Below are 19,058 nucleotides of genomic sequence, written 5' to 3'. Positions count from 1 at the left end.
AGAAATACCCGAGTTCGGGTTGAGGTTAGGGCTGCGACCGGTCGTCGCCAGTCGCGCACGGGTGAGGCACGGTCGCACGGCGGTCGCATGCGCCGGCCGCCCGGTACGCCGTGGTCGCCGGGCGGTTCAGCCGGCCGCCCGGACCGCGTCCTCGATGTCCGGGAAGGCGAAGGCGAACCCCGACTCCAACAGGCGGGCGGGCAGCACCCGTTGGCTGCCCAGCACATCACCCGACATCTCCCCGAGCGCGAGTTTCAGGGCCGGCGCCGGCACCGCGAACAGCGTCGGCCGGCGCAGCACCCGCCCCATCGCCGCGGTGATCTGACGGTTCGTCAGTGGACGGGGGGCGGTCAGGTTGACCGGCCCGGAGAGCCCGTCGGTGTCGAGGAGATGGCGCAGCGCGGCCACCTCGTCGTGCAGCGCGATGAACGACCAGTACTGCCGTCCGCTGCCCAGCCGTCCGCCGAGCCCGGCCTTGAAGAGCGGGAACAGCCTGGCCCACGCCCCGCCGCCGGCCGCCACGACCAGCCCGGTCCGCGCGAACACCGTCCGGATCCCGGCCTCCCGCGCGGGCGCGGCGGCCTCCTCCCACTCCACGCACACCGAGGGCAGGAAGCCGTCCCCGGGAGGCGTCTTCTCGTCGACCGGACGCTCGCCGGTGTCGCCGTAGATGCCGATCGCGCTGCCGCTGACGAAGACCCGCGGCGGCCGGTCCAGCGCGGCCACGGCCTCCGCGAGCGCCGCCGTGCCCAGCACCCGGCTGTCCCGGATCGTCTTCTTGTACGCGTCCGTCCAGCGGTGGTCCCCGATCCCCGCCCCGGCCAGATTGACCACGGCGGCACAGCCGTCGAGGCCGGCCGCGTCCACGTACTGCCCCTCGGGGTCCCAGCGGACCTCGTCCGGGCTCTGGGCCGCCCGGCGCACCAGACGCACCACCTCGTGCCCGTCGGCCCGCAGGGACCGCACCAGTGCGCTGCCGATCAGACCGGAGGCGCCGGTCACCGCGATTCGCGAACGTTCCATGCCGCCCATCCTGCCCCGTGAACGGCCCGCAAGCCCCACGAGCACCGCGCCCGGACCGTCCTACAGTGGCCCCCATGCCCGAGCCGCACATACGCATCGCCCTGCCCGACGACGACGAGGAACTCGGCGCGCTGGACCGGGCCGCCTGGTCGCCCCTGCACGCGGTCGTCCCGCGGGAGCGGCCGCCGTACGCCCCCTTCTTCGACGAGCGGCACCGCGCCGAGGACCACCTCGTCGCCGAACTCGACCGCCGGATCGTCGGCTACGTCCGGCTCGGCCTCCCCACCCCGCTCGCCGCGAACGCGCACGTACGGCAGATCCAGGGCCTCGCCGTCGCCGAGGAGGCCCGGGGCCGGGGCGTCGGCCGGGCGCTGGTCCGGGCCGCCGTCGAGGAGGCCCGGCGCCGGGGCGCCCGCCGGCTCACCCTCCGCGTCCTGGGCCACAACACCCCGGCCCGCGCGCTCTACGCGAGCGAGGGGTTCGTCGTGGAGGGCGTACTGCCCGAGGAGTTCCGGCTCGACGGCGCCTACGTCGACGACGTGCTGATGGGCCGCCCGGTGTGAACTACGAGGTCACGAGCGTGCCCGTGCCCACCGGCGTGGTCGCCGCCGCCGCGCGCCGGGCGTCGCCCGAGACCTCGTCCGCCGTCAGCACGTACCCCGTCTCGTTGTCCGAGGTGGAGCGGGCGAAGACGACCCCGAACACCTGGCCGTCGGTGGTCAGCAGCGGGCCGCCGGAGTTGCCCGGCCGGACGGTCGAGCGGATCGAGTAGATCTCCCGGGTGACGGTGGCGTCGTTGTAGATGTTCTGCCCCGTCGCCTTCACCCGGTTGGCGACCGTCGCCGCCTGCAGATTCAGGTCGCCGTCCTGCGGATACCCCGCGACGACCGCCGAGTCGCCGCGCGCCGCGCTGTCGTCGAACCGCAGCACGGGCGCGCTCAGCCCCGGCACGTACAGCACCGCCACGTCCTTCTGCGGATCGAACAGCACCACCCGCGCCGCGTACGACCGCCCGACCCCGCCGATCCGTACGCTCGGGCGGTCGATGCCCGCCACCACGTGCGCGTTGGTCATCACATGGCGCGCCGCGTACACGAAGCCGCTGCCCTCGCGGCCCTGGGTGCCCGAGATGCCCTCGATCTTGACCGTGCTCAGCTTGGCCGCGCTGGTGGCCCGCGGGGTGACGCTGTCGCCGGTGGGCTCGGCGACCTCGGCCGTCGACTCGTTCTCGAACGGGTTGAAGACCTGCGGGAAGCCCGCCTCCGTGAGCGCGGAGGTCGCCCGGGAGAACCAGGTCGGAGTCGTCTCCGGCATCAGCCGCTGCACGCCGCCCAGCAGCGTCGAGTCCCGGATCGCCGTCGTGACCAGCGCCGACGAGGAGACGCCCAGGACGCTCGCGGCCACCCACGCCACGATCAGCACCGCCACCGAGTTCGCCGCCGCCCCGCCGACCCCGTCCGCCACCCGCAGCGGGCCCTTCTCCAGCTCGCGCCGCAGCCGCAGCGCGAGGCGCCCCGCCAGTTCATGGCCCACGACCCCCGGGACCAGCACCGTGAGCACCGCGGTCACCGTGGCCGCCGTCGTCCCCGGCGTCACCAGTTCCATCACCCACGGCAGGATCCACACACCGATGACCGCGCCCCCCACGAACCCGGCCAGCGACACACAGCCGGCCACCAGTCCGCGCCGGTACCCCGACGCCGCGTAGACGAGGATCACCAGCAACAACAGCAGGTCGAGCAGGTCCACGGAGCCGCCTCTCTCTTCGACCCCTCGGGGCCCGTCCGGCGTACAGGTCCGGACAGGCCCTAGTACGCGTGGGACCGGTGCACTGATCAGCCACGCGTGTGCGGCCCGGGGGCAGACGGCCCGCGCACACGTGTACCCCCAGAAACGTCCCGGACCAGGACGATGGTTCCACCGGGTGGCACAACCCACATCGCGGACGGCGGGGATCACACCCACTGTGGGGTCATGCGAGTCCTCCGAAGAACCCGGGGAGCGCGGAAACGGCGTCCGGTGCGCATACCCGCCCTTCTGCTGCTCGGCTGGCTGCCCGGGCTCGCCGCCGTCCTCGCCCTACTGCTCTGCGCCCGGGGCGTCGGACACCGCGCCACCGCCCACCCGCGCACCCCGGCCGCCCGCCCCGCCGTCGCGCACACCGCCGCCAGACCCCCCATCGTGCCCCGCTCGGCCTGGCTGGACACCCTGACCCGGCACGCCCAGCCGCCCCCGCGCTACGACGACAAGGTCGTCGCCGTCTTCGTGCACCACACCGACTCGCCCAACGGCTACGACTGCGCGGACGCGCCCCGCATCATCCGCTACCTCTACGCGGGCCAGACCGGCGCCCGCGACTGGGACGACATCGGCTACAACTTCCTCGTCGACCGCTGCGGCACCATCTACGAGGGCCGGGCCGGCGGCCCCGACCAGGCCGTCACCGGCGCCCACACCCAGGGCTTCAACCACCGCACCGCCGGCATAGCCGCCATCGGCACCTTCACCACCGGCCGACCGGTACCGCGGGCGCTGACCGACGCCATCGCCGCGCTCGCCGCCTGGAAACTCGGCCTCGCGGGCACCGACCCCCGCGCCACCGCCCGGCTCGTCTCCAGCAACGGCCTCAGCCGCTACGCCGCCGGCGCCACCGCCACGCTGCCCGCCCTCGCCGGCCACCGGGACGGCTACATGACCAGCTGCCCCGGCGCCGCCCTCGCCGCCCGCCTCCCGGACATCAGGGAACGGGCCGCCCGGCTCCAGGGCAGGACACCCGGGCAAACGCCGGTCCGCGCACCGGCCGGCAGCGCCCACAGGAAGACCACAGGCCACCCGCAGACTCCTCAGAGCCCCGCCTCCTAATGTCATGGACACAAGCCGACCGGAGGTGGGGATCATGAGCAGCAGCAACGGTACGAGCGGCGGCGGTCGTGTCTGGACGGTGGTGTGCGCGGTGGCCACCGTCGTCCTGGGACCGGCCGCCGTCACGGCGTCCGCCCTGGACCAGGCGAACGCGGCACCGCTGCACCACGCGGTGACCGCCGACCGGACGCACGCGTACCTCGCGTCCGACCAGTCGCAGCGGACCGGCCAGAGCCGCAGGCGGGCCGCCGTGTGAGGCTCAGGCCCTGAACCGCTCCCAGAGCAGCGGGAACCGCTCCGCGAGGGCCCGCTCGTTCTCGAAGTCGACCGGGGTGCCCTCCGGCTCCGAAGGGGCGGCCGGTATGCCCAGGTCGGGCGCGACGGCCCCGGTGAGCTGTTCGTAGGCCTCGTCCGCCGCGTACCCCAGGTCCTCGCCGTCGCCGTCGATCTCCTCGTCGAAGTCGTCGAGCAGCTCGGCCAGCGCGTCGGGGAGGTGCACCGCCCCCTCGTAGACCTCGCGGCCCTGGCCGATGAGCCAGCAGCGGAAGAAGTCGAAGGCGTCGTCGCTCGCCCCGTCCAGCAGGACCCAGGCGGCGCCCCACAACTCCCAGGTGTAGGCGCGGTTGTAGCGGACCTCGAAGTGACGGGCGAAGTCCAGGACCTGTTCCGGGTCCAGGCGCAGCAACCGCTCCACGAGCAGGTCCGCCTGCTCCTCGGGGTCGCCGTCGGCCGCCTCGCGGGCGCTGTCGACCAGCTCCCAGAACTCCGTCTCGTCCATCACGGGTCAATCCTCGGCCCTTGAGGGGTGGTGCGCACGTGGAGTGAGACAGATCGTTATGGGCCGTACAGCGGTTGTTGTCCGAGGGAGGGCCCGTACAGCGCGGCGAGCCGTCCCGCGTCCCGGGCGAAGCGGGTCCGCAGGCTGCGCGGGGCCAGCACCTCGGCCTCCGGGCCGAGCGCCGTCAGCTGGGCGTGGGCGACCTCCTCGGACTCCACCGGCACGGTCACCGTCACCCGTCCGTCGCCGTCCGGCCCGGCCGGATCGGCCAGAGCCTCCCGCGCCGCCTGCGGACCGACGGCGGACGGCAGGGCCCGCACCCCCGACTCCGTCAGCCGCACCACGACCTCGGTCCGCAGCACCGACCGCGCGAACTCTCCGGCCCGCTCCGCCCAGAACGCCGGCAGGTCGAACCCCTCGTCGCGGACGAACCGCTCCGCGCCCGCCCGCACCGCCGTGAACCGCTCGACCCGGTACACCCGGAAGGCGTCCTCGTCCGCCACCCGGGCGCACAGATACCAGACCCCCGCCTTGAGGACGAGCCCGTACGGCTCCAACTCCCGCTCCACCTCGGCCTGTTCGCGCCGGTAGCGGGCGGTGAGGGGGCGGTCGTCCCAGACCGCGTCCGCGACCGCCGGCAGCAGGCCGGGCGTCTCCGGCTCCCGGAACCAGCCCGGCGCGTCCAGATGGAACCGCTGCCCGGCCGCACGCCAGGCGTCCCGCAGCGACGGCGGCAGCGCCGCGGACACCTTCAGCCGGGCCACCGAGGCCGCGTCCGCCAGCCCCATCTCGCGCAGCGCCCCCGGCACCCCGCTCAGGAACAGCGCCTCCGCCTCGGTACGCGCCAGCCCCGTCAGCCGGGTGCGGTAGCCGCCGGCCAGCCGGTACCCGCCGGCCCGCCCCCGGTCCGCGTAGACCGGCACCCCCGCCTCCGACAGCGCCTGGGCGTCCCGGGTCACCGTCCGCTCGGACACCTCCAGCTCGCGCGCCAGCTCGGCGGCGGTCAGGGAGGCCCTGGACTGGAGCAACAGCACCATCTTGATCAGCCGGGCGGCACGCATACGGCCATGATGCCGGGGCGCACCGACAACGCGGGGGCCCGGCGACCGCGTCGCCGTGCTCCCGCGTACCTGCCTGGCCGGGTCCTACAGGCCGTAGCGCTCGCGCGCCTCCTTCACGGCCGTCGCCCGGACCTCGCCGCGCCGGGCCAGCTGGGCCAGGACCGCGACGACGATCGACTCCGCGTCGACACCGAAGTGCCGGCGGGCCGCCTCGCGGGTGTCGGAGAGGCCGAAGCCGTCGGCGCCCAGCGACGAGTAGTCCTGCTCCACCCACTGCGCGATCTGGTCGGGCACCTGGCGCATGTAGTCGGAGACCGCGAGCACCGGGCCCTCGGCCCCTTGCAGCGCCTGCCGGACGTAGGGCACGCGCTCCTCGCCGCGCAGCAGGGCCGCGTCGGCCTCCAGGGCGTCGCGGCGCAGCTCGGTCCAGGAGGTCGCGGACCACACGTCGGCGGCCACGCCCCACTCCTCGGCGAGCAGCCGCTGCGCGTCCAGCGCCCAGTGGATCGCCGTACCGGAGCCCAGCAGCTGTGCGCGCGGCGCGTTGGCGGCCGGTGAGAGGCCCGCCGATTCCGCCGTGTTGAAGCGGTACAGGCCCTTGACGATGCCCTCGTCGACGCCGGGCGCGGCCGGCTTGGCGGGCTGCGGGATCGGCTCGTTGTAGACCGTCAGGTAGTAGAAGACGTTCTGGTCCTCACCCGGGGCCGCCTCGCCGTACATCCGGCGCAGGCCCTCCTTGACGATCGCCGCGACCTCGTAGGCGAAGGCCGGGTCGTACGACAGGGCCGCCGGGTTGGTCGCCGCGATGACCGGGGAGTGGCCGTCGGCGTGCTGGAGGCCCTCGCCCGTCAGGGTCGTCCGGCCGGCCGTCGCGCCGACCAGGAAGCCGCGGCCGAGCTGGTCGCCGAGCTGCCACATCTGGTCGGCCGTGCGCTGCCAGCCGAACATCGAGTAGAAGATGTAGAACGGGATCATCGCCTCGCCGTGCGTGGCGTACGCGGTGGACGCGGCGACGAAGTCGGCCATCGAACCGGCCTCGGTGATCCCCTCGTTGAGGATCTGGCCGTTGCTGGCCTCCTTGTAGTACATCAGCTGGTCGCGGTCGACCGGCTCGTACGTCTGGCCCTTGGGGGAGTAGATGCCCAGGGACGGGAAGAGGCTCTCCATGCCGAAGGTGCGCGCCTCGTCGGGGACGATCGGCACCCAGCGCCGGCCGGTCTCCTTGTCCCGGACCAGGTCCTTGACCAGCCGGACGAACGCCATCGTGGTCGCCACGTTCTGCGTGCCGGAGCCCTTGTCGAAGGAGGCGAACGCCTTCTCCGCCGGGGCGGGCAGCGGGGCGAGCGGCTGCGTACGACGGGCCGGGGCGGGGCCGCCGAGGGCCGCGCGCCGCTCCTGGAGGTAGCGGACCTCGGGGGAGTCGGCGCCCGGGTGGCCGTAGGGCACCACGCCGTCCACGAACTGGCTGTCGGAGATGGGCAGTTCGAGCAGATCACGCATCTGCTTGAACTCCTCCACCGACAGCTTCTTCATCTGGTGGTTGGCGTTCTTCGACGCGAAGCCCTCGCCGAGGGTGTGCCCCTTGACGGTCTGCGCGAGGATCACCGTGGGGCCGCCCTTGTGCTCGACGGCCGCCTTGTACGCGGCGTACACCTTGCGGGCCTCGTGGCCGCCGCGCGAGAGGTGGAAGCACTCCAGGATCTTGTCGTCGCTCAGCAGCTTCGCCATCTCGGCGAGCGCGGGGTCCTTGCCGAAGAAGTCCTCGCGGATGTAGGCCGCGCCCCGCGTCTGGTACGTCTGCACCTGGGCGTCGGGTACCTCGCGCAGCCGCCGTACCAGCGCGCCCGTGGTGTCGAGCCGGAGCAGCTCGTCCCAGGCGGTGCCCCACAGGGTCTTGATGACGTTCCAGCCGGCACCCCGGAACTGGGCCTCCAGCTCCTGCACGATCTTGAAGTTGGCGCGGACCGGGCCGTCGAGGCGCTGGAGGTTGCAGTTGATGACGAAGGTCAGGTTGTCCAGGCCCTCACGGGAGGCGAGCGCGAGGGCGGCGGTCGACTCCGGCTCGTCCATCTCGCCGTCGCCGAGGAAGGCCCAGACGTGGGACTGCGAGACGTCCTTGATGCCGCGGGCGGTCAGATAGCGGTTGAAGCGCGCCTGGTAGATCGCCGACAGCGGGCCGAGGCCCATCGACACCGTCGGGAACTCCCACAGCCAGGGCAGCCGGCGCGGGTGCGGGTAGGACGGCAGGCCGTTGCCGCCCGCTTCCCGGCGGAAGTTGTCGAGGTGCGCCTCGGTCAGCCGGCCGTCGAGGAAGGCGCGGGCGTAGATGCCGGGGGAGGCGTGGCCCTGGATGTAGAGCTGGTCGCCGGAGCCGGGGGACTCCGGGGACTCCTTGCCCTTGAAGAAGTGGTTGAAGCCGGTCTCGTACAGCCACGCGGCGGAGGCGAAGGTGGCGATGTGGCCGCCGACGCCGTGTTTCGCGCCCCGGGTCACCATCGCCGCCGCGTTCCACCGGTTCCAGGCGGTGATGCGCTGCTCCAGCGCCTCGTCACCGGGGGCGGCCGGCTCGGCGGCGGTCGGGATGGTGTTGACGTAGTCGGTCTCCAGGAGCTTGGGCAGCGCGATGCCGTTGCCCTCCGCGCGCTCCAGCGTGCGGCGCATCAGGTACGCGGCACGGTGCGGGCCGGCCGCCTGGGTGACGGCGTCCAGGGAGGCCTGCCATTCGGCGGTCTCCTCGGGGTCGCGGTCCGGGAGCTGGTCGAGCTCGCTCGGCTGGATGGCGTAGGGGTCGGTCATGTCGCCGCCTTCCTCAGTCGAAGGGGTGCCCTCGTCGGCAGGGGGTTCGGGGGTGCCCTTTGTCTTTGGCAGGACAGGGCGGAGGGCTCTGCGGCGCGGTGTCGGTCCGTGACCCCGGCGCGCGGCCCGTCGGCGACTGTAACTCCCTGATCGATGATCGATCAAAGGGTTGAGGGGCAAAATATCTTGAATCCGAGAAAGTCGGCACGCGGTGCCTCGGGCCGGGGCACCGCGTGCCGCTTCTCGGCCGGTTCTCCGGAACGTTTCCGCAGGTGGGCCACGGTCGACCCGACCGTCTCAGGGGCGCGGCGCGCAGCCCAGCACATGCGCCTTCACCAGCTCCGCGATCCGCGGGTCCCGGCGGCGGAACGCGGCCACCAGCTCCTCGTGCTCCTCCGCGTACGACTGCTGCACGGTCCCCAGCCAGCGGATCGACAGCGCCGTGAAGACCTCGATGCCGAGCCCCTCCCAGGTGTGCAGCAGGACCGAGTTCCCGGCCGCCCGCACCAGCTCCCGGTGGAAGCCCACCGTGTGCCGCACCTGCCCGGTCCCGTCCGCTTCCCGGTCCGCCTCGTACAGCGCGGCCACGTGCGGCTCCAGCGCCGAGCAGTCACCGGCCAGCCGCTCGGCCGCCAGCTCCGCCGCGATCGCCTCCAGACCGGCCCGCACGGGATAGCTCTCCTCCAGGTCGGCCGCGGTCAGGTTCCGCACCCGTACGCCCTTGTTCGGCGCCGACTCGATCAGCCGCAGCGACTCCAGCTCGCGCAGCGCCTCCCGCACGGGCGTCTGGCTGACCTCCAGCTCGGTCGCGATCCGTCGCTCCACGATCCGCTCACCCGGCTGCCAGCGCCCGCTGACGATCCCCTCCACGATGTGCTCGCGGATCTGTTCGCGCAGCGAGTGGACGACGGGCGCGGTCATGAGGGCTCCTTAGGGAGGGGCTTGCCGCCCCCGACGGGCGTTCGACGTTTAGACAATAAGGCCGCGCGCGTCCGGCGGAAGGGCGCACGTGGGGGCTTTCACGCAGGTGAGACGAGACTTACACGGTGAAAAGCGCGGTGCCCCCGCCCGGGAGGATCCGGACGGGGGCACCCCTTGGAACGCCGTTGCCTAGAGGCCGAGCTCGACCTCGAACTCGCCGGCCTCCAGGATCGCCTTGACCGCCGTCAGGTAACGGGCGGCGTCCGCGCCGTCCACCAGACGGTGGTCGTAGGAGAGGGTCAGGTAGGTCATGTCGCGTACGCCGATGACCGTGCCCTCCTCGGTCTCGATGACCGCCGGACGCTTGACCGTGGCACCGATACCGAGGATCGCGACCTGGTTCGGCGGCACGATGATCGTGTCGAAGAGCGCGCCGCGCGAACCGGTGTTGGAGATGGTGAAGGTCGCGCCGGACAGCTCGTCCGGGGTGATCTTGTTCGCCCGGACCTTGCCCGCGAGCTCAGCGGTGGCCTTGGCGATACCGGCGATGTTCAGGTCGCCCGCGTGCTTGATGACCGGGGTCATCAGGCCCTTCTCGGAGTCCACCGCGATACCGATGCTCTCGGTGTCGAAGTAGGTGATCGTGCCCTCGTCCACGTTGATCCGGGCGTTGACGGCCGGGTGGGCCTTCAGCGCCTGGGCCGCCGCCTTCACGAAGAACGGCATCGGGGAGAGCTTGACGCCCTCGCGGGCCGCGAAGGAGTCCTTCGCCCGCGCCCGGAGGTTCATCAGGCGGGTGATGTCGACCTCGACGACCGAGGAGAGCTGCGCCTGCTCGTGCAGTGCCTTGACCATGTTGTCGCCGATGACCTTGCGGATGCGGGGCATCTTCACGGTCTGGCCGCGCAGCGGGGACGCTTCGAGGGCCGGGGCCTTCTTGGCGCTCGCGGCGGGGGCGGCAGCGGCGGCCGGAGCCGGGGTGGCGGCGGCCTTCGCGGCCTCGGCGGCGGCGAGGACGTCCTGCTTGCGGACCCGGCCGCCGACGCCGGTGCCCTTGACGGTGGAGAGGTCGACGCCGTTCTCGGCGGCGAGCTTGCGCACCAGCGGGGTCACGTAGGCACCCTCGTCACCGGAGGGCGCGGCCGGAGCCGGAGCCGGGGCGGCGGGGGCCACCGCGGCGGGCGCGGGAGCCGGAGCGGCCGGATCCGCGGCCACCGGGGCGGGCGCGGGAGCCGGTGCCGGGGCGGGAGCGGCGGCCGGAGCCGGAGCCGGAGCAGCGGGGGCCGGAGCCGGAGCCGGAGCAGCGGCGGCCGGGGCGGGAGCCGGGGCAGGGGCGGGAGCCGGGGCCGGAGCGGCGGGGGCGGGCGCGGCGGGGGCTGCGGCAGGAGCGGCGGCGGGCGCCGAACCCGGGGCGCCGACGACGGCCAGCCTGGCGCCGACCTCGGCGGTCTCGTCCTCGCCCACCACGATCTCCAGCAGGACGCCGGCGATCGGGGAGGGGATCTCGGTGTCGACCTTGTCGGTCGAGACCTCCAGGAGCGGCTCGTCCTCCGCGACCTCCTCGCCGACCTCCTTCAGCCAGCGGGTGACCGTGCCCTCGGTGACCGACTCGCCGAGCGCGGGCAGGACGACGTCCGTGCCCTCGGCGGAACCGGCACCGGCGGCGGACTCGGCGGTGGGCGCCGGAGCCGGGGCGGCCTGCTCGGTGGAGGGGATGGACTGCGGGGCCGGCTCGGGGGCCGGGGCCGGCGCGGGTGCCTCGGCCTCGGCCGGAGCCGGGGCGGCGGCGGGCGCGCCGGTGCCGTCGTCGATCACGGCCAGTTCGGCGCCGACCTCGACGGTCTCGTCCTCGGCCACCTTGATGGAGGCCAGCACGCCGGCGACGGGCGAGGGGATCTCGGTGTCGACCTTGTCGGTCGACACCTCGAGCAGCGGCTCGTCGGCCTCGACGCGCTCGCCCTCGGCCTTCAGCCAGCGAGTGACTGTGCCCTCGGTGACGCTTTCACCGAGCGCCGGAAGGGTTACGGAAACCGGCATGGTTTCGGTTGCTCCTAACGATTTGCGGAAGTCTGTGTCGTCGCGCCCGAGGGCTGTCAGTCGTGCGAGTGCAGCGGCTTGCCGGCCAGCGCCAGGTGAGCCTCGCCGAGCGCCTCGCTCTGCGTCGGGTGGGCGTGGATGAGCTGGGCGACCTCGGCGGGCAGCGCTTCCCAGTTGTAGATCAGCTGGGCTTCGCCGACCTGCTCGCCCATACGGTCGCCGACCATGTGGACGCCGACCACGGCACCGTCCTTGACCTGGACGAGCTTGATCTCGCCCGAGGTGTTCAGGATCTTGCTCTTGCCGTTGCCCGCCAGGTTGTACTTGAGAGCGACGACCTTGTCCGCGCCGTAGATCTCCTTGGCCTTGGCCTCGGTGATCCCCACGGAGGCGACCTCGGGGTGGCAGTACGTCACCCGGGGGACACCGTCGTAATCGATCGGAACGGTCTTGAGACCGGCCAGACGCTCCGCCACCAGGATGCCCTCGGCGAAGCCGACGTGCGCGAGCTGGAGCGTCGGGACCAGGTCACCGACGGCGGAGATGGTCGGGACGTTCGTCCGCATGTACTCGTCGACCAGGACGTAGCCGCGGTCCATGGCGACGCCCTGCTCCTCGTAGCCGAGACCGGCCGAGACCGGGCCGCGGCCGACGGCGACGAGCAGGACCTCGGCCTCGAACTCCTTGCCGTCGGCGAGGGTGACCTTGACACCGTTCTGGGTGTACTCGGCCTTCGAGAAGAAGGTGCCCAGGTTGAACTTGATGCCGCGCTTGCGGAAGGCGCGCTCAAGAAGCTTGGAGGAGTTCTCGTCCTCAAGGGGGGCGAGGTGCTTCAGGCCCTCGACGATCGTCACCTCGGCGCCGAAGGACTTCCACGCGGAGGCGAACTCCACGCCGATGACACCGCCGCCCAGGATGATCGCGGACTGCGGGACGCGGTCCAGCACGAGGGCGTGGTCCGAGGAGATGATCCGGTTGCCGTCGATCTCCAGGCCCGGCAGCGACTTCGGCACGGAGCCGGTCGCGAGGAGCACGTGGCGCCCCTCGACGCGCCGGCCGTTCACGTCGACGGAGGTGGGGGAGGAGAGCCGGCCCTCACCCTCGATGTACGTCACCTTGCGGGAGGCGACGAGACCCTGCAGACCCTTGTACAGGCCGGAGATCACGCCGTCCTTGTACTTGTGGACGCCGGCGATGTCGATGCCCTCGAAGGTGGCCTTGACACCGAACTGCTCGCTCTCGCGGGCCTGGTCGGCGATCTCGCCGGCGTGCAGCAGGGCCTTGGTGGGGATGCAGCCCCGGTGCAGGCAGGTACCGCCGACCTTGTCCTTCTCGATCAGTGCGACGTCCAGGCCCAGCTGCGCCCCGCGCAGGGCCGCGGCGTAACCGCCACTGCCACCGCCGAGGATCACTAGGTCGAAAACGGTGCTGGCGTCGTTCGCCACGTCACGTCCTCCATGCATGTGCGCCACGCCGGTCGGCGACGACCGGTCGGCGGCTGGTGTCGGCCGCTCTTTCTTCGGCCCTGTGGTGGGGGCCCTGTCCTGCCGAGAACCCATCTTCGCACCTGTCGGGGGCCGACGAGACGCCGGGCCGGTGTGTGAGACGTCCCACTCCCGCGTCAAGAGCGGACAAAACGGCCCCGGGCCGCACGCGCCCGGGGCCGTCGTACCGGACGGGACCGTCTCAGCCCAGGTCACCGGCGGCGGTCAGCTCCGCGAGGCGCACGAGCGTGCGTACACCGGAACCCGTGCCTCCCTTGGGGGTGTAGCCGAAGGGACCCTGCTCGTTGAAGGCCGGGCCCGCGATGTCGAGGTGCGCCCAGGTGATGCCCTCGCCCACGAACTCGCGCAGGAAGAGACCGGCGACCAGGCCCCCGCCCATCCGCTCGCCCATGTTGGCGATGTCGGCGGTGGGGGAGTCCATGCCCTTGCGCAGGTGCTCGGGGAGCGGCATCGGCCAGGACGCCTCGCCGACCTCCTCGGCCGCGTCGACGATCGCCGCGCGGAACGCGTCGTCGTTCGCCATCACGCCGAAGGTGCGGTTGCCGAGCGCCAGCACCATGGCGCCGGTCAGCGTCGCCACGTCGACGATGGCGTCCGGCTTCTCCGCCGAGGCCGCCCAGAGCGCGTCCGCGAGGACCAGCCGGCCCTCCGCGTCCGTGTTGAGCACCTCGACGGTCTTGCCGCTGTACATGTGCAGCACGTCACCGGGGCGGGTCGCGGAACCGGAGGGCATGTTCTCGGCGAGCGCCAGCCAGCCCGTGACGTTGACCTCCAGGCCGAGGCGGGCGGCGGCGACGACCGCGGCGAACACGGCGGCGGCACCGCTCATGTCGCACTTCATCGTCTCGTTGTGCCCGGCCGGCTTCAGGGAGATGCCGCCCGAGTCGTAGGTGATGCCCTTGCCGACGAAGGCGAGGTGCTTCTTCGCTTTGCCGTGCGTGTACGACAGCTTCACCAGCCGCGGGGCCGCGGCCGAGCCGGCACCGACGCCGAGGATGCCGCCGTAGCCGCCCTTCGCCAGCGCCTTCTCGTCGAGCACCTGCACCTTGATGCCGTGCTCCTTGGCCGCGGCCTGCGCGACGGCGGCGAAGGCCTCGGGGTCGAGGTCGTTCGGCGGGGTGTTGATCAGGTCGCGGGCGCGGTTGAGCTCCTCGGCGACGGCGACGGCGCGCTCGACGGCCGCCTTCTGGGCCTTGTCGCGGGGCTTGCCGCCGAGCAGGGCGATCTCGGCGAGGGGGGCCTTGCCGGTCTTCTTCTTGGCGGGCACGAGGTCCTTGTACGCGACGAAGGCGTACGAGCCCAGCAGGGCGCCCTCGGCGATCGCGCCGGCGTCGGCGGCGTCCGTGAGCGGCAGGGCGAAGGCGGCCTTCTTGGCGCCGGAGAGCGCGCGGGCGGCCGCGCCGGCGGCCCGGCGCAGCGCCTCGGCGTCGTAGGCGTCGCCCTCAGCGGGCTCGGTGCCGAGCCCGACCGCGAGCACGAGCGGCGTCCTGAAGCCGGCCGGCGCGGGCAGCTTCGTCACCTCGCCCTCGGCACCGGAGGCGCCGAGGGTCTCCAGGACGCCGGCCAGCGTGCCGTCGTACGCCTTGTCCACGGCCTCGGCGCCCGGCGCCACGACCAGGTCGCCGGAGGCGGGCCGGGAGCCCTTGGCGACACCGATCACCAGCGCGTCGGCGCGCAGGCCGGGCACCGCTGCGGTGCTGAGAGTGAGAGCAGTCACGGTGGTGAAATCTCGCTTCCGATGTGAAGTTCCAATGGCCGATCTGGGTGGGTCGACCGGGCCGGCAGCCGACCTTCGGATCCGACCTTCGGCGGTGGGTCCTCGTGGGGGGCTGGTGAACACCCTGGGGCGAGCCTACGCGCGTGCGCGGAGGGGTCCCTCCCGTGGGTGTTCGCGGGGCCCGGCGAACCGGGCTCAGCCCAGGCACAGTACGACGAGCGCCGCCGTGGCCGCCGTCTCGGTGAGCGCGCCGAACACGTCGCCCGTCACCCCGCCGAAGCGACGCCCGCAGCGCCGCAACAGGAGTTCGGCGGCGCAGAGGGCCAGGACGAGCGCCGGTGCGACGCCGTAGTACGTCCCCAGGGCCAGGCCGGCCGCGCCCGCCGCCACGACACAGCCGAGCGTCACGGTCAGCGCCCACGCCACCGGCACCACCCCGGCGACCGCCGCCCCCAGCCCCTCGGGGCGGGCGGCCGGTACCCCGGCGCGGGCGGCCAGGGTGAGCGCCAGCCGGCCCGCGAGCGCCGACACGACGGCCGCGACGGCGCCCCGGGTCCAGGAGTCGCCGTAGAGCTGGGCGAGGGCGGCGGTCTGGGCGAGGAGGACGAGGACGACGGTGAGGACGCCGAACGGGCCGATGTCCGACTGCTTCATGATCCGCAGCGCGTCCTCGGCTGGCTTCCCGCTGCCCAGCCCGTCGGCGGTGTCGGCCAGTCCGTCCAGATGCAGGCCCCGGGTGAGGACGGCCGGTACGGCGACGGTGGCGACGGCGGCGAGCGGCGCGCCCGCGCCCAGCAGGAGCAGCAGTACTCCGAGCGCGGCCGAGCAGCCGCCGACGACGAGGCCGGCCAGGGGGGCGCAGAGCATGCCACCGCGCGCGGCCTCACGGTCCCAGCGGGTCACCCGGACCGGCAGCACGGTCAGGGTGCCGAAGGCGAAGCGGAGACCTGCGGAGCCTTGACGGGGGTGGGTCCTGGACACCGGCGAAGGTTACCCGGCGGTCGGCGGGGCGTGGGAGGCCACCGTGGATAAAGTGCGCTTATGGGACATTGGCTGCACCGCAACATCGTCGAACCGGGCAAGCTGCCGCTGCTCCTCGCGCTGACCGCCTTCGTCCTGACGTTCCTGATCACCCGGCTGATCACCCGGCTCATCCGGGCGGGCAAGGGGCCCTTCGGGAACGTCAAGGCGGGCGGGGTGCACATCCACCACGTGGTACCCGGGGTGATCCTCACCGTCCTCGGCGGCTTCGGCGCGGTCGCCAGCAGCCGCTACGGCGTCGGCTCGGCCCTGTTCGCGATCGTCTTCGGCATGGGCGCCGGCCTCGTCCTGGACGAGTTCGCGCTGATCCTCTACCTCGACGACGTCTACTGGACCGAGGCGGGCCGCAAGAGCGTCGAGGCCGTGGTGCTGACGGCGGCCCTGGTCGGCTTCGTCCTCGCGGGCTTCTCGCCCTTCGGGGTCAACGACCTCTCCGCCGCCGAACTCCACGACCGTGCCGGCGTCGTCGTCAGCGTCGTGGTGAACTTCGTCTTCTCCCTGATCGCCCTCAGCAAGGGCAAGGCGCGCACCGCGGTCTTCGGCGTGTTGGTCCCGCTCGTCGGTCTCGTCGGCGCGATCCGCCTCGCCCGCCCCGGCTCCCTGTGGGCCAAGCGCTTCTACCGGCGCCGCCATCGCGCCCGCGCCCGCTCCAGCCTCCGCGCCTACCACCACGACCGCCGCTGGGCCGGGCCCCGCCGGGTGGTCCAGGACTGGCTCGGCGGGAAGCCGGATCCCGAGCCGGCGCGGGTGGCGGGGCGGCGGTAGCCGGGGTGGCGCGGGCCGCGGGCCCGGAACGGGCTGGTCAGCGGGCTGGTCCGGGAGTGCGCGGCGGGCGGCGCCGGCGGTAGTGGTGGCGGAGCGAGGAGAGGGCGCACAGCGTCGCCACCGCCGCGATCGCGGCCAGGTGTTCCTTGCCGGCCAGGTTGCCTTTGACCGTCACCTCGACCGCCATCGCCGCGCAGACCACGCCCACCGTGGCGTATGCGCCGTAGCGCCAGCCGAGGAAGACGGCGAGGCCCACCACGGCGGCCGACGGGCCGGTGTCGACGACCCGGGCGTCGGAGGCGGGCAGCCCCAGCAGGTGGTCGAAGCCGAGGTGGACGCCGGCGCGGGCGTACAGCGTGCCGGCGAGCGTCGCCACGTAGGAGATGACCAGGGTGCGCCACCAGCCCAGACAGAGCTCCGCGATCCCGAAGACGAACAGGATCTGCGCCAGCGCGCCCCACACGGGCAGGTCCAGCGCCGGTACGAAGAGGGAGAGCGGGGTGCGCAGGAGCGCCAGCGTGAGGGGTTCCTCGGCCCGTACGGATCCGATGTCCTGCACGAACCCGAAACCCCACGGCTGGTTCTGCACGAACTGCAGCACCGCGGTGAACAGCACCGCCCCGAGGGTCATCGGGACCGCCCGCCAGTGCCGCTTGGCCAGCGGCTCGCGCGCCGTGACGTACAAGAGTCCCCATTCGGCGCGGGCCCAGCGGGCGAGCCTTCTCATCTGTGCGTCTCCAGATGCTTGCGGTGCAGCCACTTCGGCAGTCCCGGCGCCTCCAGGAACCCCTCCGCGCGCGCCGACGCGAGGCCGATGCGCAGCAGGTCCGCGCTCTTCTCGAAGAGCAGGAACCGGGGTTCCCAGATGGGCCGGTACTTGGCGTTGGCGCGGTACAGCGACTCGATCTGCCACCAGCGCGAGAAGAAGCTGAGGAGTGAGCGCCACAGCCGCAGCACCGGCCCCGCGCCGATCCGCGCGCCACGTTCGAAGACGGACCGGAACATGGCGAAGTTGAGCGAGACCTGGGTGATCCCGATCTCCTGGGCGCGGCGCAGCAGTTCGATCACCATGAACTCCATCAGCCCGTTGTCGGAGTCCCGGTCCCGCCGCATCAGATCCAGCGACAGTCCGTTCGGCCCCCACGGCACGAAGGACAGCACCGCCCTCAACTCGCCCTTCCCGTCCGTGCATTCGAGCATCACGCAGCGCCCGTCGTGCGGGTCCCCGAGCCGCCCCAGCGCCATGCTGAAGCCGCGTTCGGTCGCCCCGTCGCGCCAGTCGTCCGCCCGCAGCAGCAGGTACGCCATCTCGTCGGCCGGGATCTCCTCGTGCCGCCGGATCCGCACGGTGTACCCGGCCCGCTTCACCCGGTTGTAGGCCTGCCGCACGGTCCGCATCGCCCGCCCCTCCAGGGTGAACTCGGCGACCTCCACCAGTGCCTCGTCCCCCAGTTCGAGGGCGTCGAGCCCGTGCCGCGCGTAGACGGTGCCCGCCTCCTCGCTCGCCCCCATCACGGCCGGGATCCACCCGTGTTCGCGCGCCTCGGCCAGCCAGGGCTCGATCGCGCCGGGCCACGCCTCCGGGTCGCCGAGCGGGTCACCGGAGGCCAGCGACACCCCGCCGATCACCCGGTACGCCACGGCCGCCTTGCCGGTCGGCGACCAGACGACGCTCTTCTCCCGGCGCAGCGCGAAGTAGCCGAGCGAGTCCCGGTCGCCGTGCCGCTCCAGCAGCGCCCGCAGCCGTTTGTCGTCGTCCTCGGTGAGCGGGTCGACGGCCCGCCGGGAGCGGAACGCGGCGTAGAAGACGGCCAGGACGAGGAGGGTGCTGAGCACGTTGATGGCGATGTTGACCCAGTTCGGGGTCCAGATGCCGGGGAAGCGGTTCTCCGTGGCGGCGACCGACACCAGCCGGAACGTGCCGTAGTGCCAGCGCTCCAGGAACGTCGAACGGGACGCGTCCCAGGCCCGGTTGGTGACCGTCACCAGCAGCGCGGCGAGCAGCGAGGCGGCCAGTGTGCCGCCGACCGCGACGACGGCGGCCAGCCGCGGGTTGGACCGGTCGCCCTTGGCGTAGAACTCCCGCCGCCCCGTCAGCAGCGCGGCCACGAAGGCGGCGGTGAGCAGCAGGGAGATCCAGTTCTGCGGGTAGCGGCGGATCTCCGGGAACGTCATCGCGAAGGTGAACAGCGCCAGGAACAGCCCGCTGACCACGAGGTTCAGGATCCACGCGGCCCGCTTGCGGCGCCGCATGGTGATGGCGAGGAACGCCGTGAACACCCCGGAGGCGAAACCCGCGGTCAGCAGGTACGGGGTGAAGAAGTTCTCCTGGTTGTGCCGTCGTACGTCCTGCCCCAGCGAAACCCACGCCGCGCTGAGGAAGTTGATGAACGCGACGGCCCGCAGATACCAGACGGTGAACGCGGCGGCCCGCCGCGAGGCGCCTGAGCTGTGACGTTCCTGAGCGGGCGCTAGCCGGACTTCTCCCATGAGGGAGGATCATATGGGGGTCGTTGAGGCGAACATTCCTTTTGCGTCGCCGCAACGGCGAC

16 protein-coding genes are annotated in these 19,058 nt (G+C 72.9%); 4 read left to right on the top strand and 12 right to left on the bottom strand.

Going from position 1 to position 19,058, the window contains the following annotated elements; translation table 11 throughout:
• Positions 1-126: 126 nt before the first annotated feature.
• Positions 127-1,023: a TIGR01777 family oxidoreductase gene (locus tag ABZT12_RS29055; protein ID WP_356389974.1), complete on the bottom strand. Its 897-nt coding sequence runs from the start codon at positions 1,021-1,023 to the stop codon at positions 127-129.
• A gap of 74 nt (positions 1,024-1,097) precedes the next feature.
• Here ABZT12_RS29055 and ABZT12_RS29050 point away from each other — a divergent pair, with 74 nt between their 5' ends.
• Positions 1,098-1,586, top strand: coding sequence for a GNAT family N-acetyltransferase (locus tag ABZT12_RS29050; protein ID WP_356389973.1), 489 nt, complete (start codon positions 1,098-1,100; stop codon positions 1,584-1,586).
• Between the two features lies 1 nt (position 1,587).
• On the opposite strand, the gene ABZT12_RS29045 is transcribed toward ABZT12_RS29050, so the two are convergent.
• A complete protein-coding gene (locus ABZT12_RS29045) occupies positions 1,588-2,772 on the bottom strand; it encodes a MarP family serine protease (RefSeq protein ID WP_356389972.1) in 1,185 nt (394 codons plus the stop codon).
• A 225-nt stretch (positions 2,773-2,997) separates the two neighbouring features.
• On the opposite strand from ABZT12_RS29045, the gene ABZT12_RS29040 reads away from it, so the two are divergent.
• The gene (locus ABZT12_RS29040) at positions 2,998-3,885 is read left to right on the top strand and encodes a peptidoglycan recognition protein (protein WP_356389971.1); all 888 of its coding nucleotides are present in this window, start codon (positions 2,998-3,000) and stop codon (positions 3,883-3,885) included.
• Between the two features lie 34 nt (positions 3,886-3,919).
• Positions 3,920-4,141, top strand: a complete 222-nt coding sequence (locus ABZT12_RS29035; protein WP_356389970.1) for a hypothetical protein — start codon at positions 3,920-3,922, stop codon at positions 4,139-4,141.
• A gap of 3 nt (positions 4,142-4,144) precedes the next feature.
• Here the strand turns inward: ABZT12_RS29035 and ABZT12_RS29030 are convergent, their stop codons facing one another.
• From ABZT12_RS29030 to ABZT12_RS28995, 8 genes are all read right to left on the bottom strand, one after another.
• Positions 4,145-4,663 (bottom strand): DUF4240 domain-containing protein, encoded by a 519-nt coding sequence (locus ABZT12_RS29030; protein ID WP_356390016.1) that lies wholly within the window; start codon positions 4,661-4,663, stop codon positions 4,145-4,147.
• 56 nt (positions 4,664-4,719) lie between these two features.
• A complete protein-coding gene (locus ABZT12_RS29025; protein ID WP_356389969.1) occupies positions 4,720-5,724 on the bottom strand; it encodes a WYL domain-containing protein in 1,005 nt (334 codons plus the stop codon).
• Between the two features lie 84 nt (positions 5,725-5,808).
• The gene (gene aceE, locus ABZT12_RS29020) at positions 5,809-8,520 is read right to left on the bottom strand and encodes a pyruvate dehydrogenase (acetyl-transferring), homodimeric type (RefSeq protein WP_356389968.1); all 2,712 of its coding nucleotides are present in this window, start codon (positions 8,518-8,520) and stop codon (positions 5,809-5,811) included.
• A gap of 297 nt (positions 8,521-8,817) precedes the next feature.
• A complete protein-coding gene (locus ABZT12_RS29015; protein ID WP_356389967.1) occupies positions 8,818-9,441 on the bottom strand; it encodes a GntR family transcriptional regulator in 624 nt (207 codons plus the stop codon).
• A 189-nt stretch (positions 9,442-9,630) separates the two neighbouring features.
• On the bottom strand, positions 9,631-11,478 hold the full coding sequence (sucB, locus tag ABZT12_RS29010) for a 2-oxoglutarate dehydrogenase, E2 component, dihydrolipoamide succinyltransferase (RefSeq protein ID WP_356389966.1): 1,848 nt from the start codon (positions 11,476-11,478) through the stop codon (positions 9,631-9,633).
• A 56-nt stretch (positions 11,479-11,534) separates the two neighbouring features.
• The gene (lpdA, locus tag ABZT12_RS29005) at positions 11,535-12,923 is read right to left on the bottom strand and encodes a dihydrolipoyl dehydrogenase (protein WP_356389965.1); all 1,389 of its coding nucleotides are present in this window, start codon (positions 12,921-12,923) and stop codon (positions 11,535-11,537) included.
• A gap of 241 nt (positions 12,924-13,164) precedes the next feature.
• Complete coding sequence (locus ABZT12_RS29000) at positions 13,165-14,700, bottom strand: leucyl aminopeptidase (protein ID WP_356389964.1); 1,536 nt, start codon at positions 14,698-14,700, stop codon at positions 13,165-13,167.
• Between the two features lie 195 nt (positions 14,701-14,895).
• Positions 14,896-15,681 (bottom strand): adenosylcobinamide-GDP ribazoletransferase, encoded by a 786-nt coding sequence (locus ABZT12_RS28995; RefSeq protein ID WP_356389963.1) that lies wholly within the window; start codon positions 15,679-15,681, stop codon positions 14,896-14,898.
• Between the two features lie 60 nt (positions 15,682-15,741).
• Here ABZT12_RS28995 and ABZT12_RS28990 point away from each other — a divergent pair, with 60 nt between their 5' ends.
• Complete coding sequence (locus tag ABZT12_RS28990; RefSeq protein ID WP_356389962.1) at positions 15,742-16,506, top strand: hypothetical protein; 765 nt, start codon at positions 15,742-15,744, stop codon at positions 16,504-16,506.
• A 37-nt stretch (positions 16,507-16,543) separates the two neighbouring features.
• On the opposite strand, the gene ABZT12_RS28985 is transcribed toward ABZT12_RS28990, so the two are convergent.
• Both ABZT12_RS28985 and ABZT12_RS28980 read right to left on the bottom strand, forming a co-directional pair.
• Complete coding sequence (locus tag ABZT12_RS28985) at positions 16,544-17,233, bottom strand: hypothetical protein (protein WP_356389961.1); 690 nt, start codon at positions 17,231-17,233, stop codon at positions 16,544-16,546.
• Positions 17,230-18,996, bottom strand: a complete 1,767-nt coding sequence (locus ABZT12_RS28980) for a phosphatidylglycerol lysyltransferase domain-containing protein (protein ID WP_356389960.1) — start codon at positions 18,994-18,996, stop codon at positions 17,230-17,232. The genes ABZT12_RS28985 and ABZT12_RS28980 overlap by 4 nt, the downstream gene beginning before the upstream one ends.
• Between the last annotated feature and the right edge of the window lie 62 nt (positions 18,997-19,058).

The sequence above is a fragment of the Streptomyces sp. NPDC005423 genome (genome assembly GCF_040606415.1).
In the GTDB taxonomy this organism is placed as follows: domain Bacteria; phylum Actinomycetota; class Actinomycetes; order Streptomycetales; family Streptomycetaceae; genus Streptomyces.
This window is presented reverse-complemented; position numbering and strand designations above follow the sequence as displayed.

Excerpts from the sequence above, each read along its gene's own strand:
- ABZT12_RS29055 (WP_356389974.1), bottom strand. The coding sequence starts at position 1,023 with ATGGAACGTTCGCGAATCGCGGTGACCGGCGCCTCCGGTCTGATCGGC.
- ABZT12_RS29050 (WP_356389973.1), top strand. The coding sequence starts at position 1,098 with ATGCCCGAGCCGCACATACGCATCGCCCTGCCCGACGACGACGAGGAA.
- ABZT12_RS29040 (WP_356389971.1), top strand. The coding sequence starts at position 2,998 with ATGCGAGTCCTCCGAAGAACCCGGGGAGCGCGGAAACGGCGTCCGGTG.
- ABZT12_RS29035 (WP_356389970.1), top strand. The coding sequence starts at position 3,920 with ATGAGCAGCAGCAACGGTACGAGCGGCGGCGGTCGTGTCTGGACGGTG.
- ABZT12_RS29030 (WP_356390016.1), bottom strand. The coding sequence starts at position 4,663 with ATGGACGAGACGGAGTTCTGGGAGCTGGTCGACAGCGCCCGCGAGGCG.
- ABZT12_RS29025 (WP_356389969.1), bottom strand. The coding sequence starts at position 5,724 with ATGCGTGCCGCCCGGCTGATCAAGATGGTGCTGTTGCTCCAGTCCAGG.
- aceE (WP_356389968.1), bottom strand. The coding sequence starts at position 8,520 with ATGACCGACCCCTACGCCATCCAGCCGAGCGAGCTCGACCAGCTCCCG.
- ABZT12_RS29015 (WP_356389967.1), bottom strand. The coding sequence starts at position 9,441 with ATGACCGCGCCCGTCGTCCACTCGCTGCGCGAACAGATCCGCGAGCAC.
- sucB (WP_356389966.1), bottom strand. The coding sequence starts at position 11,478 with ATGCCGGTTTCCGTAACCCTTCCGGCGCTCGGTGAAAGCGTCACCGAG.
- ABZT12_RS28990 (WP_356389962.1), top strand. The coding sequence starts at position 15,742 with ATGGGACATTGGCTGCACCGCAACATCGTCGAACCGGGCAAGCTGCCG.
- ABZT12_RS28985 (WP_356389961.1), bottom strand. The coding sequence starts at position 17,233 with ATGAGAAGGCTCGCCCGCTGGGCCCGCGCCGAATGGGGACTCTTGTAC.
- ABZT12_RS28980 (WP_356389960.1), bottom strand. The coding sequence starts at position 18,996 with ATGGGAGAAGTCCGGCTAGCGCCCGCTCAGGAACGTCACAGCTCAGGC.